Source organism: Streptomyces sp. NPDC026500 (genome assembly GCF_055567635.1).
Genome location: NZ_JBVHQB010000010.1, coordinates 111,593 through 125,138, shown reverse-complemented (window position 1 = coordinate 125,138; position 13,546 = coordinate 111,593). Strand labels below are relative to the sequence as shown.

Here is a 13,546-nt window from a genome sequence, read left to right as displayed (position 1 = left end):
CCCGCGCTGGAATGAGATCCGAGGTGACCGGAGCTCCGGTACGGCGCCAGTGGCGGGACGCCTGGGTCAATGGGCCCGGTCGGACCTTGGCGGCCTATGGTGCCGAGTGCCGCGCGAGCCCATTGTCCAGTTGTCTCGGCACCGCGCTGATGGCCGCCATCAGCTGCACGCCGCCTCTGCAAACGGTTTCAACACTGCCCCGCTCGCCCTCGCCGACTGGACGATTCTCGCCGGGTTCGGTGTGCTCCTCCCGGCCGCTGGTCACATCCGGTTAGCGCCGCACCCGGGGCATCCCCAGTCCGATCCACGAGATGATCTCCCGCTGGATCTCGTTGTTCCCGCCGCCGAAGGTGAAGATCACGGCCGACCGGTAGCCGCGTTCGAGTTCGCCGTGCAGGACGACGCCGGCGGAGCCTTCCTTGAGGACACCGGGGGCCGCGACGATCTCCATCAGCCAGGCGTACGCGTCCCGGCGCGCCTCGGAGCCGTACACCTTGACGGCGGAGGCGTCCTGCGGGGTGAGCGTGCCCTCCTGGACGGCGTTCACCATCCGCCAGTTGAGGAGTTTCATGGCGTCGAGCCTGGTGTGCGTCCGGGCGAGGAGGCGGCGCACCCAGGGGAAGTCGACGACGCGGCGGCCGTCGGCGAGTTTGGTCTCCATCGCCCAGCGCTGGACGTCGTGCAGGGCGCGGATGGCCATGGTGCCGTGTGCCGCGAGGGTGACGCGCTCGTGGTTGAGCTGGTTGGTGATCAGCCGCCAGCCTTTGTTCTCCTCACCGACCCGGCGCGTGGCGGGGACGCGGATGTTCTCGTAGTAGCTCGCCGTGGTGTCGTGCGAGGCGAGCGTGTTGATGATGGTGCACGAGTAGCCGGGGTCCGATGTCGGCACCAGGAGCATGGTGATGCCCTTGTGGGGCGGGGCGTCCGGATCGGTGCGGACGGCGAGCCACACCCAGTCGGCCGTGTCGCCGTTGGTCGTCCAGATCTTCTGGCCGTCGACCGTGTAATGGCCGGTCTCCTCGTCGCCTTCCCGTACGGCCTTGGTCCTGAGCGCCGCGAGGTCCGTACCGGCGTCGGGCTCGCTGTAGCCGATCGCGAAGTCGAGCTCGCCGGAGAGGATCTTCGGCAGGAAGTACGACTTCTGCTCCTCCGTACCGAACTGCATGATCGTCGGTCCGACGGTGTTGAGGGCCATCAGCGGCAGCGGTACCCCCGCCTGGGCCGCCTCGTCGAAGAAGATGAACTGCTCCATCGGGCTCAGGCCCCGACCGCCGTACTCCTTGGGCCAGCCGACCCCGAGCCAGCCGTCCGCGCCGAGCCGCCGGATCGTCTCGCGGTAGAAGCGCTTCTGCGCCGCCGGATCGCCGTAGCGCGCGTAGGCGTTGTCCGGTACCAACTCGGCGAAGTAGAGCCGCAGTTCGGTCCGCAACCGCTGCTGCTCCGGCGTGTATTCGAGATGCACGGCGCCTCCTGCTCCCCGAGCCCGACCTGACGGCGCACACCGTAGAACGTGTTTCAGAAATTGGGAATGCCGATGACGCGGACGCCGGGTCCGCGGTGGGTGGTGGCGGGCGTGCCGGCCTACGCGAGGGGGCGGTGCCCGGTCGACCGGGCACCGCCCCCTCGCGCGGGCCGGGTTTCCCGGCCGACGCGGAACATCGTGGCTCGTACGTGTCCCGTCGCCGTCAGTGGCAGGGGAAACCGAGCAGGTGGCGGGCGTCGTGAACCCATTCGTGGACGTTCTCGCCGGACACGAGAGAGGTGGCGCCCTGTTCGGCGCCGACGAAGTAGAGCAGGACCAGCATCAGGATGCCGAAGAAGACCGCCCAGGGGACGATCGCGCCGATCGGCAGCTTGGCGGGAACGGCGGTGGGGGTGGCGGTCGGCTGAACGACGGACTGCGCCATGGGGCAGAACCTCCTGGGGAACTCGCGTCCCATCTCGGTGGTGCACAGGACGACAGCCACGGGTCTGACTTGGCCCGCCTCCACCGCCCCTGGCCGGAGCGACAAGTGCTGGGCTTACAGTGGCGCGACCGTGCCGGAATTCCACCGGGCTTCCGCCGAACCGTCGTCAATATCCACATGACCGTACCGCGAAGCCGGTTCGGGGCCAAGGGCGCACACCCCGACCCATGTGCGCCCCGAGCGCCGGGGAGCACGACAACTGCCCTACCGGGCCGTGGAGTTCGCCACGGACACGGTCCACAACGCACGATCCCGGAGCATGAGCCCGGTCCACGACGCATGAGAGTGATGGCATGACCAGCCGAGTGATCTTGATCTCCGCGGCGATCAGCGAGGCGCTGCGCGAGGCCCGCTTCGACGACGGGAGCCCGGTGGACGCCGCGGGCCTGCGGGCCGCCCGGACGGCGGCGGGCGCGGGTGCGGTACCGGCCGCGAGCCGGCGGTGGGTCTCCCCCACCGTGCGGTGCCGGCAGACGGCGGAGGCGCTCGGGCTCGACGACGGTGTCGAGGCGCCGGAGTTGGCCGGTCTGGACGTGGGCCGCTGGCGCGGGGCGACGCTGGCCGAGGTGAGCGCGAAGGAGCCGGAGGCAGTGGCGCGGTGGCTCACCGATCCCGCGTCGGCGCCGCACGACGGGGAGTCGGTGCGGGCGTTCTGCGACCGGGTGACGGAACGCCTCGACGCGGCGGGCGAGTTCGACGGCCGCACCGTCGCGGTGGTGGAGCCCGAGGTGGTACGGGCCCTGGTGGTACGCGTGCTGGAGGCGCCGGAGTCGGCGTTCTGGCGCGTGGACGTGCCGCCGCTCACCGTCACCGAGTTGAGCGGGCGCGCGGGGCGCTGGAACATCCGCGCCGGACGCCCGCTGACCGAACCGAGTTGACCCGGACGGCCCTTGCCCCCGCCACCGCCCCGACCGGCGGCGCCGCCCTCGTCCTCACCACAGCGTGGCGATGAAGTCCGCGCACGCCTGGGCGCATTCACGACAGGTCTTCGCCGCGGACTCGGCCCCGGGGCACTCGTCGAAGGCGTCGGCGCACTCCAGGCAGACGTCACGGCACCACTCCAACTGCGCGCGGATACCCCTCTCGTTCTGCCCCAGCTCGCGCGACAGCACACTGCAGGTCGCCTCGCACGCCTCCGCACACAGGACGCCGGCTCGCCGTGCGGATTCCTGCTTCTTCGGCCCGTCGGGATCCAGGAGGCTCGCGCGCAGCGCACAGGTGCGGGCACACTCGGTGCAGGCCTGGGCGCAGGCGAAGCGGTCCTCCAGGAACCGGAAGAGCTCCTGCTGTGAAGTCGTCGTCACAACAGACGGGTAGCCGGAGGGAGTCGGTTCAAACAGTGCGGGGCAGGGGCCTCACGCGCCGGCCGCTTCCCGGGAGATCTGCTCGAACTGCGCGCCCATCGCCTCGGAGAGCGCCTGCGCCGCCGTCAACGGACGCACCATCACCGTGAATTCGTCGATGCGCCCGTCCTCGTCGAAGTGCAGGAAGTCGCAGCCGTTGATCTCCTTGTCGCCCACCTTGGCCGTGAAGACCAGCGCGTGGTCACGGCCGTCGGCTCCGGCGATCTCGCGGACGTAGCGGAAGTCGCTGAAGACACGCCAGACGCCTCGGAGGATGGCCGCGGTGATCGCCTTGCCCGGGTAGGGCTTGAAGGCGACGGGGCTGGTGAACACGACATCGTCGGCCAGCAGCTCCTCGACCGCGCCGAGGTCTCCGGCCTCCACGGCCTTGCGGAAGGAGTTCATTGCGCCCACCTCTCTTACTCAATTAATTGATTAGGTGCGGATAAGATTAGTCGTGCGGGGGCATGCCGTCTAGCCTTGCAGGATGGCATTGCGCAACGCGGTACTGGCCGCGCTCCTGGAGGGCGAGGCGTCGGGCTACGACCTGGCCAAGGGGTTCGACGCCTCGGTGGCCAACTTCTGGATGGCGACCCCGCAGCAGCTCTACCGGGAACTCGACCGGATGGAGTCCGAGGGGCTCATCGAGGCCCGGCTCGTGCATCAGGAACGCCGGCCCAACAAACGGCTGTTCTCCCTGACCACGGCGGGACTCGACGTCCTGGCCGCCTTCACCGCCGGGCCCGCGAGGCCCACGGCGATCCGCGACGAGCTGATGGTCAAGGTGTACGCCCTCGACGAGGGGGACGTCGACGCCGTCCGGACGGCGATCGCCGAGCGGCTGGAGTGGGCGCGCGCCAAGCTGGCGCACTACGACCGGATCGGCGCCCGCCTGCTCGACGGGCGCACCGAGGAGGAGTACCTCGCCGGGGCCGAGCGGGTCGGCCCGTATCTCACTCTCCTGGGGGGACGCGCCTTCGAGCAGGCGAACATCGACTGGGCGGAGCGTGCGCTGCGCGTCCTGGAACAGCGCGCGTCCGTCGCCCGCTAGACAGTTGCGGCTTCCGGGCGCCGCCCCGGTCGGCGGGGGTGTGCCCGCGGTCCCCTCGGACGGCCCGTGACCGCGACCGGGTTCCCTGTTGGTCAGCCATGCCCGGCCCGCATACGGTCGAGTACATCGCCACTCTGCCGATCCACATGCGGAACGTCAGGGGCGTACGACCGGAATCCCTTCCAGGCCGTCAGGACTCGCACCCTCGGAGAATCGCACCATGTCGAAGATCCTTTTCGTGTTGACCGGCGCCGACCACTGGACGCTCGCCGACGGCACCCGGCATCCCACCGGCTTCTGGGCCGAGGAGGCCGCCGCCCCCTACGAGGTCTTCAAGGCGGCCGGGCACGACGTCGTCGTCGCCACGCCGGGCGGGGTGGTGCCGACCGTTGATCAGGGGAGCCTCGCGCCCGAGTTCAACGGTGGCCAGGAAGGCGCCGACAACGTCGAGCGCACCCTCGCGTCCATGGCCGAGCTGCGGCAGCCGCTCAAGCTGTCGGAGGTGAACCTCGACGACTACGCCGCCGTCTTCTACCCGGGCGGACACGGCCCGATGGAGGACCTCTCGGCCGACACCGAGTCCGGGCGGCTGCTCACCCGCGCGCTGGAGTCGGGCAGGCCGCTGGGTGTGGTGTGTCACGGTCCGGCGGCGCTGCTGGCCGCCACCGGGGAGGACGGCACCAACTCCTTCGCCGGCTACCGGGTATCGGCGTTCACGAACGCCGAAGAGACCCAGGCCGGTTTCGCCGACAAGGCCAAGTGGCTGCTCCAGGACCGGCTCGTCGCGGCGGGCGTCGACTTCCAGGAGGGCGAGCCGTGGATCCCCAAGGTCGTCGTCGACCGCAATCTCGTCACGGGCCAGAACCCGGCCTCCGCCGCCCCGCTCGCCGAGGAACTGCTGAAGAAGCTGTCCTGAGCCACGGGGCGCCCCGGCCCGCGCACTCTGGTTGATCCGTCCCGGTGAGGACCGGCAGGCACGTGACCCCGGTCTGAAGCGAGGGGCACGTTCGTGAACGGTCCGGGCCCGAGGCGAGGGGCACGCTCGTGAACGGTCCGGGCCCGAGGCGATGGGGACGCTCGTGAGGGGTCCGGACCGGCGGCGATGGGCCCTCTCCTGACCGGTCCGGCACGGGGAGGCGCCGGCCGCTGATCGCGTTCGCCGCCGGGTACGCCTGGGCGCGGTCACCGGCCCACGGCGAGTCAGCCGAGGCCGCGACATCCGTCTCGCGGCGGTTCACCGGCCCGGAGCCGGCGGCGGACGGCCGCTCGCCCGGGGGGCGGCCGCGCCGCCGGCATACGGCTGGGCACGCAGACGGGATTGGGCTTCACTGTGAGCCGGGAGGTCGTCGGACCGGTCCGAGGAAGGGCAGTCATGGTGCGTGCGCTCGGTGTCGCCGTCGTGGGGTTCGGTTGGATGGGGCGGGTGCACACCCAGGCGTACGCCCGTGTGCTCCACCACTTCCCGCAACTCGCCCTGCGTCCCGAACTGGTCTCCGTAGCCGACGAGGTACCGGGCCGGGCCGAGGAGGCCGCCGCGCAGTACGGCTTCGCCACCGCCGTACGCGACTGGCGGGAGGTCGCCGCCGATCCGCGCGTCGAGGCCGTGAGCATCACCGCGCCGAACTTCCTGCACCGTGAGATCGGCGTGGCCATGGCCGAGACGGGCAAGCACATCTGGATCGAGAAGCCGGTGGGTCTGACCGCCGACGACGCCCGGGCCGTGTCGGACGCGGTGGCCAAGGCCGGTGTCCGGGGCACGGTCGGCTTCAACTACCGCAATGCCCCCGCCGTCGCGGCCGCCCGCGAGCTGATCGCCTCCGGCGCCATCGGTGACGTCACCCACGTACGCATCCGCCTCCTCAGCGACTACGCGGCCCATCCGGAGGGCGCGCTGACCTGGCGCTACGAGCGGAAGCGGGGCGGCAGCGGTGTCCTCGGCGACCTGGCCTCGCACGGCGTCGACCTGGCCCGTTTCCTGCTGGGCGAGATCGACGCACTGGCGGCGGACACCGCGGTCTTCGTGCCGCTGCGGGCCCGGCCGGCCGACGCGACCGCGGGTCACGCGCGCGCGACGGGCGGCGAGCCGGCCCCCGTGGAGAACGAGGACTACGTCAACTGCCTGCTGCGCTTCGCCTCCGGTGCGCGCGGTGTCCTGGAGGCGTGCCGGGTCTCGGTGGGTGAGCAGAACAACTACGGGTTCGAGATCCACGGCACCGAGGGCGCGGTGTTCTGGGACTTCCGTCGGATGGGCGAGCTCGGAGTCAGCCGCGGCACGACGTACCAGGACCAGCCGGTCAGCACGGTGTACGTCGGTCCGGGTGCCGGGGAATACGCCGCCTTCCAGCCGGGCGCGGCCAACAGTATGGGCTACGACGATCTCAAGGTCGTCGAGGCGCACACCTTTCTGCGGTCCGTCGCCGACAACAGGCCGTACGGTGCGACGCCGGTCGACGCGGTCCGCAGTGCGACCGCCCTCGACGCCATGGCTCGCTCGGCGGAGTCGGGTACCTGGGTGACTCTCGGCACGGAGTGATCCGCGGGACCCCTGCGGGGGCACTGTTGCGGGGGTTCGAGGCGCGTTCGGGTGCGGGTGCCTGCGCGGCTCTCGGCTGCCGGTTCGGGGGTCAGAGGAGGGCGACCGCTGTGTCCACCGCGGTCTCCACCGTGCCGTCGGCGGGGTAGAGCAGTGTGCGGCCGACGACCATGCCCTGCACGGTGGGCAACCGGAGGGCCTTGCGCCATCTCTCGTAGGTGACCTCCTGGTCCGCGCCCACCTCTCCGCCGAGCAGCACGGCGGGCAGGGTGGAGGTCTCCAGGACCTCGGCCATGTCGTCGGGGTCGCTGGTGACGGGCAGTTTGAGCCACGTGTACGCGGAGGTTCCGCCGAGGCCCGAGGCGATGGCGATGGAGCGGGTGACGGCCTCGGCGCTCAGATCGTTGCGGACCGCGCCCTTCTCCCGGCGGGATATGAACGGCTCGACGAACAGGGGCAGTCGGCGTGCGGCCATGGCGTCGACGGTGCGGGCGCCGGTCTCCAGGGTCGCGAGGGAGCCGGGGTCGTCGTAGTCGATGCGCAGCAGGAGCTTTCCGGCGTCGAAGCGGAACCGCTCGATGTCCTCGGCGCGGTGGCCGGTGAAGCGGTCGTCCATCTCGAAGGAGGCGCCGGCAAGTCCGCCTCGGTTCATGGAGCCCATCACGACCTTGTCCTCCAGGACGCCGAGCAGCAGCAGGTCCTCCAGGATGTCGGCCGTCGCGAGCACCCCGTCGACGCCGGGCCGGGACAGTGCCAGGCAGAGGCGTTCGAGGAGGTCGACGCGGTTGGCCATGGCCAACCGGTGGCCGCCGACGCCGAGCGCGCCGCGTGCCGGGTGGTCGGCGGCCACGATCATCAAACGGCCGCTGTCGCCGATCAGCGGGCGGCGGACCCGGCGGGCGGCCGCTTCGGCGATGGCCTCCGGGTGCCGGGCGCGCACCATGACCAGATCGGGGATGCTGATGCTCAAGTCGTGCTCCGTTCAGGGGTGATGCCGGTCGGCCGGGTCAAGTGCGCGAAGGTACGGCGGACTCTGGCATGCGTGATGCTCCTGATGCGGGGGATGTAGGGGATGCGGACAGTGGGGCGCTCGGCACCTCTCAGGTGTAGGACGTTCAACTCTCACCTGTCAAGACTTTGTACGGACATTCGGACCTGCTCCTGAAATGATGTCTTAACAAAGGATTGACAGGTGGGTGCAACAGGGACTTGTATCCGGTCCCAACGAAACCGCCGCTCCACCGGATCAAGCCCGGACCTGCCGGTCCGGACCCCGCACGGGCCCCGCGCCCCGTACCGCCCCGTTCCCTCTCCCCCGGTCGCACAGTGAGGTGCTGGAAAGATGGATCGCACGTTCCACCCCCGTTCCCGGAGAATCGCCCCCCTCGTGGCCCTGGCCGCGGCGTCCGCACTGCTCGCCGCGGGCTGCTCCAGCAGCTCGGGCGGCAAGAAGTCCGAGGAGAGCGGGGACGGTGCCGCCGCGGGAAAGGCGAACACACCTCGTATGACGGTCGCCCTGGTCACCCATCAGGCGCCGGGCGACACGTTCTGGGACATCGTCCGCAAGGGTGCCGAGGCCGCCGCCGCCAAGGACAACATCAAGCTCGTCTACTCCGCCGACCCGAACGCGGGCGGTCAGGCCAACCTGGTGCAGAACGCGATCGACCAGAAGGTCGACGGCATAGCGATCACCCTGGCCAAGCCGGACGCCATGAAGGACGTGGTGGGCAAGGCGACTTCGGCCGGCATACCCGTCGTGGGCCTCAACTCCGGTCTCAGTGACTGGAAGAAGCTGGGCCTGACGGAGTTCTTCGGCCAGGACGAGACCGTCGCGGGCGAGGCGCTCGGCAAGAAGCTGAACGCGGAAGGTGCCAAGAAGGCCGTCTGCGTGGTCCAGGAGCAGGGCAACATCGGCCTCACCCAGCGCTGCGACGGTGTGAAGAAGACCTTCAGCGGCACCACGGAGAACCTGTACGTCAACGGCACCGACATGCCGTCCGTGAAGTCCACGATCACGGCCAAGCTCAAGCAGGACCCCGCGATCGACTACGTCGTCACGCTCGGCGCCCCGTACGCCCTGACCTCCGTGCAGTCGGTGGGTGACGCCGGCAGCAAGGCGAAGATCGCGACCTTCGACCTCAACAAGGATCTCACCGGCGCCATCAGCAAGGGCACCATCCAGTTCGCCGTCGACCAGCAGCCCTACCTCCAGGGCTACTTGGCGATCGACTCGCTGTGGCTCTACAAGAACAACGGCAACTACAGCGGCGGCGGCGAGCAGCCGGTGCTGACCGGCCCGGCGTTCGTCGACAAGAGCAACGTCGACGCCGTCGCCGAGTTCGCCGCGAAGGGCACTCGGTGATGAGTACGGCCGGGAAGGCCGGGTCGGCGGTGACCGCGCCGCCGGCTCCCGGCCCCCGGACGACCGACGGGCGGACGGCGCGGCGCCCCCTGGCGCTGCGGCTGCTCGCCCGGCCCGAGGTCGGGGTGTTCCTCGGCGCCGTCGCCGTGTTCGTCTTCTTCCTGATCGCGGCGCCCTCGGTGCGCTCCGGCAGCTCGATGGCGACGGTGCTCTACCAGTCGTCGACGATCGGGCTCATGGCCCTGCCCGTGGCGCTGCTGATGATCGGCGGCGAGTTCGACCTGTCCGCCGGTGTCGCGGTGATCACCTCGGCGCTGACGGCGAGCATGCTCAGCTACCAGCTGACCATGAACGTCTGGGCGGGCGTCGTCGTCGCGCTCGTCGTCTCGCTCGCGATCGGGGCGTTCAACGGCTGGATGATGGTCCGCACCGGGCTGCCGAGCTTCCTGGTGACGCTCGGGACCTTCCTGATCCTGCAGGGCGTGAACCTCGCCGTCACCAAGCTGGTCACCGGCAACGTCGCCACCGACGACATCAGCGACATGGACGGTTTCGGCCAGGCGAAGAAGGTCTTCGCCTCGTCGTTCGACATCGGCGGCGTCCAGGTGAAGATCACGATCGTCTGGTGGCTGGTCTTCGCGGCCCTGGCCACCTGGGTACTGCTGCGCACCAAGTACGGCAACTGGGTCTTCGCGGTCGGCGGCGACCAGGACAGCGCCCGCGCGGTCGGCGTGCCGGTGACCTTCACCAAGATCACGCTGTTCATGACGGTCGGCTTCGGCGCCTGGTTCGTCGGCATGCACGAACTGTTCTCGTTCAACACCGTCCAGTCGGGCGAGGGCGTCGGCCAGGAACTGATCTACATCGCCGCGGCGGTGATCGGCGGCTGTCTGCTCACCGGCGGCTACGGCTCGGCGATCGGACCGGTCTTCGGTGCCTTCATGTTCGGCATGGTGAACCAGGGCATCGTCTACGCCGGCTGGAACCCCGACTGGTTCAAGGCCTTCCTCGGCGTGATGCTGCTCGGCGCCACGCTCGTCAATCTGTGGGTCCGCCGCACGGCGACCCGGAGGTGAACCGACCCATGACCAGCAACGGATCCGGAACCGCTGGCGCCGTCCTGCCGGACACCCCGCCCGGGGACGGCAGCGCCGCGATCGTCGAACTGCGCGGCGCCGGCAAGTCGTACGGCAATATCCGCGCCCTGCACGATGTCTCCCTCACCGTCCACCCCGGCCGGGTGACCTGCGTCCTCGGCGACAACGGCGCCGGAAAATCCACCCTCATAAAGATCATCTCTGGGCTGCACCAGCACAGCGAGGGCGAGTTCCTCGTGGACGGCACGGCGGTGCGCTTCAGCACCCCGCGCGAGGCCCTTGCCAAAGGCATCGCCACCGTCTACCAGGACCTCGCGACGGTGCCGCTGATGCCGGTGTGGCGGAACTTCTTCCTCGGCTCCGAACTGACCAAGGGGCGCCGGCCCCTGCGCCGCCTCGACATCGCGCGGATGAAGCGGACCGCCGACGAGGAACTGCGCGACATGGGCATCGTCCTCGACGACCTCGACCAGCCGATCGGCACACTCTCCGGCGGCCAGCGCCAGTCCGTGGCCATCGCCCGCGCCGTCCACTTCGGCGCCCGCGTCCTCATCCTCGACGAACCGACCGCCGCGCTCGGCGTCAAACAGTCCGGTGTCGTCCTCAAGTACATCGCCGCCGCCCGCGACCGCGGCCTCGGCGTCATCTTCATCACCCACAACCCGCACCACGCCTACATGGTCGGCGACCATTTCAGCGTGCTGCGGCTCGGCACGCTCGAACTCAGCGCCGACCGCGGCGAGATCGGCCTGGAGGAACTCACCAACCACATGGCGGGCGGCGCCGAACTCGCCGCACTCAAGCACGAGTTGGCGCAGGTGCGCGGGGTCGACGTACAGGAGCTCCCGGAGGCGGAGGACCTCCGGGCACCCGCACCGGCGCCAGGCTCGCCCGATGGAGCCTCCTGACGTCTCCTCCGCTCCCGCGGCACCCGATCATCGAAGGGACCACCGAACCTCATGACCCAGCACGCAGCACTCGGGGTCGCCGTCATCGGTACCGGCCGGATGGGGGCCGACCACGTCCGCCGGATCACCGAGGTCGTCAGCGGGGCGCGGGTGAGCGCGGTGGTGGACATCGACGCCGGTCGGGCCAAAGGACTCGCCGACGGCATCGCCGGCTGTACCGCGTACACGGACGCGGCCATGGCCCTGGCGGCGGACGACGTCGACGCCGTGCTCATCGCCTCCCCCGGCCCCGCTCACGAGGCGGCACTGCTCACCGCCTTCGAGCACGACCTGCCGGTCCTGTGCGAGAAGCCGCTCACCCCGGACGCGGCCTCCGCACTGCGTGTACTGGAGGCCGAACTCCGGCTCGGACACAGGCTGGTCCAGGTGGGTTTCATGCGGCGCTACGACGCCGAGTACCTGAAGCTCAAGTCCCTTCTGGACGGCGGGGAGTTGGGCCGTCCGCTGATGCTGCACAACCGGCACCGCAACGCCGATGTGCTGCCGTACTTCACCGAGCGGATGCTCATCAACGACTCCGTCGTGCACGAGATGGACGTCGCCCGCTGGCTGCTCGCGCAGGAGATCAGCGCGGTGACGGTGCTGAAGCCGCGGCCCTCCGGCAACGCGCCCGCAGGGCTCTCGGACCCGCAGTTCGTCGTCATGGAGACGGACGGGGGTGTGCTCGTGGACGTGGAGATCTACGCCAACTGCCGCTTCGGGTACCAGGTGCAGGCCGAGGCCGTCTGCGAGAACGGCACGGCACGGATCGGCGAGAATCACGGGATGCTGGTCAACTCGGCCGGACGATGCGGAGGTTCGATCGCCCGCGACTTCGTGGAGCGGTTCGTGGAGGCGTACGACCGCGAGGTGCAGTCCTGGGTCGACGCCACGCTGCGCGGCGAGGTCACCGGGCCGAGCTGCTGGGACGGGTACGCGGCGGCGGCCGTCTGCGAGGCGGGCGTCCGTGCCCAGGCCGAGGGCCGCCGCACGGAGGTCGGCCTGATCGAGCGCCCCGCCCTCTACCGCTGAGCCGGGCCGTCCCGTCGGGGTGACCACGGTGGTCCCCGGCTTCTTCCGCAGCGAGATCATCGGTCCGCTGCCCGAGGCGGGCGCGCCGCCGCGTAGCCGCGCGGCAACACCCCGCTGCCGCGGGAGGGCAGCCCCGGGGCCGTCGTCGGCGCCGTGCTGTGGCTCCTCGGCGACGCCGGAAGCCACGTCACCGGTCATCCGGTCGTCGACGGCGGCCGGACCGCCCGCCGCCCCGGGCGGCACCTCCCGCCGACGCCCGGCGGCGCCTCCCTGCGGGCCCGGGCGACGCTCCTCCCGTCCGAGATCACACGTCCGGAGGGGGGACGGTTACGCTGAAGGAGGAACGGTTACGCTGAGATCATGCCGTCCACACGTCGTACCGCGCGCCAGACCGACCTGCTCGAACGGCTGGTCGCGTTGCTGGTGGCGGAGGGCTTCGCGGCGTTCACCCTCGACGAGCTGACCGAGCGGCTGCACTGCTCGAAGACGACGCTGTACCAACTGGCGGGCAGCAAGCAGGAGTTGGTGCGGGAAGCGGTGAAGCACTACTTCCGGGAGGCCGCCCAGGCCGTCGAGAAGCGGGTGGCCGACACCTCCGCGCCCTCCGAGCGCGTGGTGGTCTACCTGAACGCGGTCGCCCAGCAGCTGCGACCGCTGTCCCGGCAGTTCCTCGACGACATGGCGCAGTTCGAGCCGGCCCGCGAGGTGTACGAGGCCAACACGCGCCTGGCCGCGGGCAGGATCAGGCAGTTGATCGCGGACGGCGTGGCCGCCGGAGCGTTCCGTGACGTCCATGCCGCGTTCGTGGGCGAGGTCGTGGCCGCCACCATGCAGGAGATCCAGCGCGGCGAGGTCGCCGCACGCACCGGACTGAACGACGCCGAGGCCTACGCCGAGCTGGCGTCTCTCATCGTCCACGCCGTCTCACCCTGACCCCGGCACGGCCCGCGCGTCCACGCCCAGTCCCGTAGGACCGCCGCCAGGTCGGCTCCCGGGCCACCCGGGACGGCCGGCCGAGGGCAGGAGTACGGGAGAACCGCGGGACGGGCGCGCCCCGGAGGACGCCGTCGATCCCCCGCGAGCTCCTTGAGATCGGCGAGGACCGACCGGCGGCAGCGGCGGACGATGTACGTCGCACCCACGAAGCCGAGCCGCAGCCCACGACCGCACGGGCCCCGGACGCGCACCGAGTCGGCACCGAGGTCGGCCGACCA

14 protein-coding genes are annotated in these 13,546 nt (G+C 70.6%); 9 read left to right on the top strand and 5 right to left on the bottom strand.

Annotation, left to right across the window (positions count from 1 at the left end):
• Window positions 1-271: 271 nt before the first annotated feature.
• Together ACZ4N5_RS19980 and ACZ4N5_RS19975 are read right to left on the bottom strand one after the other, a co-directional pair.
• A complete protein-coding gene (locus tag ACZ4N5_RS19980) occupies window positions 272-1,462 on the bottom strand; it encodes an acyl-CoA dehydrogenase family protein (protein WP_467758388.1) in 1,191 nt (396 codons plus the stop codon).
• Between the two features lie 223 nt (window positions 1,463-1,685).
• Window positions 1,686-1,907: a CbtB domain-containing protein gene (locus tag ACZ4N5_RS19975; RefSeq protein WP_467758387.1), complete on the bottom strand. Its 222-nt coding sequence runs from the start codon at window positions 1,905-1,907 to the stop codon at window positions 1,686-1,688.
• A gap of 353 nt (window positions 1,908-2,260) precedes the next feature.
• Here ACZ4N5_RS19975 and ACZ4N5_RS19970 point away from each other — a divergent pair, with 353 nt between their 5' ends.
• The gene (locus tag ACZ4N5_RS19970) at window positions 2,261-2,845 is read left to right on the top strand and encodes a histidine phosphatase family protein (protein WP_467758386.1); all 585 of its coding nucleotides are present in this window, start codon (window positions 2,261-2,263) and stop codon (window positions 2,843-2,845) included.
• A gap of 54 nt (window positions 2,846-2,899) precedes the next feature.
• On the opposite strand, the gene ACZ4N5_RS19965 is transcribed toward ACZ4N5_RS19970, so the two are convergent.
• Window positions 2,900-3,271, bottom strand: a complete 372-nt coding sequence (locus tag ACZ4N5_RS19965; RefSeq protein WP_467758385.1) for a four-helix bundle copper-binding protein — start codon at window positions 3,269-3,271, stop codon at window positions 2,900-2,902.
• A 51-nt stretch (window positions 3,272-3,322) separates the two neighbouring features.
• Window positions 3,323-3,715: a nuclear transport factor 2 family protein gene (locus tag ACZ4N5_RS19960; RefSeq protein WP_467758384.1), complete on the bottom strand. Its 393-nt coding sequence runs from the start codon at window positions 3,713-3,715 to the stop codon at window positions 3,323-3,325.
• Between the two features lie 82 nt (window positions 3,716-3,797).
• Here ACZ4N5_RS19960 and ACZ4N5_RS19955 point away from each other — a divergent pair, with 82 nt between their 5' ends.
• The 3 genes from ACZ4N5_RS19955 to ACZ4N5_RS19945 all read left to right on the top strand — a co-directional run bounded on the left by ACZ4N5_RS19955 (window position 3,798) and on the right by ACZ4N5_RS19945 (window position 6,894).
• Window positions 3,798-4,361, top strand: a complete 564-nt coding sequence (locus ACZ4N5_RS19955; RefSeq protein ID WP_467758383.1) for a PadR family transcriptional regulator — start codon at window positions 3,798-3,800, stop codon at window positions 4,359-4,361.
• 220 nt (window positions 4,362-4,581) lie between these two features.
• Entirely contained in the window at window positions 4,582-5,277 is a 696-nt protein-coding gene (locus ACZ4N5_RS19950; protein WP_467758382.1) for a type 1 glutamine amidotransferase domain-containing protein, read from the top strand.
• Between the two features lie 456 nt (window positions 5,278-5,733).
• Window positions 5,734-6,894, top strand: coding sequence for a Gfo/Idh/MocA family protein (locus ACZ4N5_RS19945; protein ID WP_467758381.1), 1,161 nt, complete (start codon window positions 5,734-5,736; stop codon window positions 6,892-6,894).
• A gap of 91 nt (window positions 6,895-6,985) precedes the next feature.
• Here ACZ4N5_RS19945 and ACZ4N5_RS19940 read toward each other — a convergent pair whose 3' ends face one another.
• Window positions 6,986-7,864 (bottom strand): Cgl0159 family (beta/alpha)8-fold protein, encoded by an 879-nt coding sequence (locus tag ACZ4N5_RS19940; RefSeq protein ID WP_467758380.1) that lies wholly within the window; start codon window positions 7,862-7,864, stop codon window positions 6,986-6,988.
• A 372-nt stretch (window positions 7,865-8,236) separates the two neighbouring features.
• On the opposite strand from ACZ4N5_RS19940, the gene ACZ4N5_RS19935 reads away from it, so the two are divergent.
• From ACZ4N5_RS19935 to ACZ4N5_RS19915, 5 genes are all read left to right on the top strand, one after another.
• Window positions 8,237-9,256 (top strand): sugar ABC transporter substrate-binding protein, encoded by a 1,020-nt coding sequence (locus ACZ4N5_RS19935; RefSeq protein ID WP_467758379.1) that lies wholly within the window; start codon window positions 8,237-8,239, stop codon window positions 9,254-9,256.
• On the top strand, window positions 9,256-10,332 hold the full coding sequence (locus ACZ4N5_RS19930) for an ABC transporter permease (protein ID WP_467758378.1): 1,077 nt from the start codon (window positions 9,256-9,258) through the stop codon (window positions 10,330-10,332). The genes ACZ4N5_RS19935 and ACZ4N5_RS19930 overlap by 1 nt, the downstream gene beginning before the upstream one ends.
• Before the next feature lie 8 nt (window positions 10,333-10,340).
• Window positions 10,341-11,261, top strand: coding sequence for an ATP-binding cassette domain-containing protein (locus ACZ4N5_RS19925; protein WP_467758377.1), 921 nt, complete (start codon window positions 10,341-10,343; stop codon window positions 11,259-11,261).
• Between the two features lie 51 nt (window positions 11,262-11,312).
• Window positions 11,313-12,332: a Gfo/Idh/MocA family protein gene (locus ACZ4N5_RS19920; protein ID WP_467758376.1), complete on the top strand. Its 1,020-nt coding sequence runs from the start codon at window positions 11,313-11,315 to the stop codon at window positions 12,330-12,332.
• 360 nt (window positions 12,333-12,692) lie between these two features.
• Complete coding sequence (locus tag ACZ4N5_RS19915; protein WP_355854024.1) at window positions 12,693-13,265, top strand: TetR/AcrR family transcriptional regulator; 573 nt, start codon at window positions 12,693-12,695, stop codon at window positions 13,263-13,265.
• The last annotated feature ends 281 nt before the right edge of the window (window positions 13,266-13,546 follow it).

Bases quoted from the DNA above. Each gene is read 5' to 3' on its own strand.
- ACZ4N5_RS19975 (WP_467758387.1), bottom strand. From the start codon at position 1,907: ATGGCGCAGTCCGTCGTTCAGCCGACCGCCACCCCCACCGCCGTTCCC.
- ACZ4N5_RS19970 (WP_467758386.1), top strand. From the start codon at position 2,261: ATGACCAGCCGAGTGATCTTGATCTCCGCGGCGATCAGCGAGGCGCTG.
- ACZ4N5_RS19960 (WP_467758384.1), bottom strand. From the start codon at position 3,715: ATGAACTCCTTCCGCAAGGCCGTGGAGGCCGGAGACCTCGGCGCGGTC.
- ACZ4N5_RS19955 (WP_467758383.1), top strand. From the start codon at position 3,798: ATGGCATTGCGCAACGCGGTACTGGCCGCGCTCCTGGAGGGCGAGGCG.
- ACZ4N5_RS19950 (WP_467758382.1), top strand. From the start codon at position 4,582: ATGTCGAAGATCCTTTTCGTGTTGACCGGCGCCGACCACTGGACGCTC.
- ACZ4N5_RS19945 (WP_467758381.1), top strand. From the start codon at position 5,734: ATGGTGCGTGCGCTCGGTGTCGCCGTCGTGGGGTTCGGTTGGATGGGG.
- ACZ4N5_RS19935 (WP_467758379.1), top strand. From the start codon at position 8,237: ATGGATCGCACGTTCCACCCCCGTTCCCGGAGAATCGCCCCCCTCGTG.
- ACZ4N5_RS19930 (WP_467758378.1), top strand. From the start codon at position 9,256: ATGAGTACGGCCGGGAAGGCCGGGTCGGCGGTGACCGCGCCGCCGGCT.
- ACZ4N5_RS19925 (WP_467758377.1), top strand. From the start codon at position 10,341: ATGACCAGCAACGGATCCGGAACCGCTGGCGCCGTCCTGCCGGACACC.
- ACZ4N5_RS19920 (WP_467758376.1), top strand. From the start codon at position 11,313: ATGACCCAGCACGCAGCACTCGGGGTCGCCGTCATCGGTACCGGCCGG.
- ACZ4N5_RS19915 (WP_355854024.1), top strand. From the start codon at position 12,693: ATGCCGTCCACACGTCGTACCGCGCGCCAGACCGACCTGCTCGAACGG.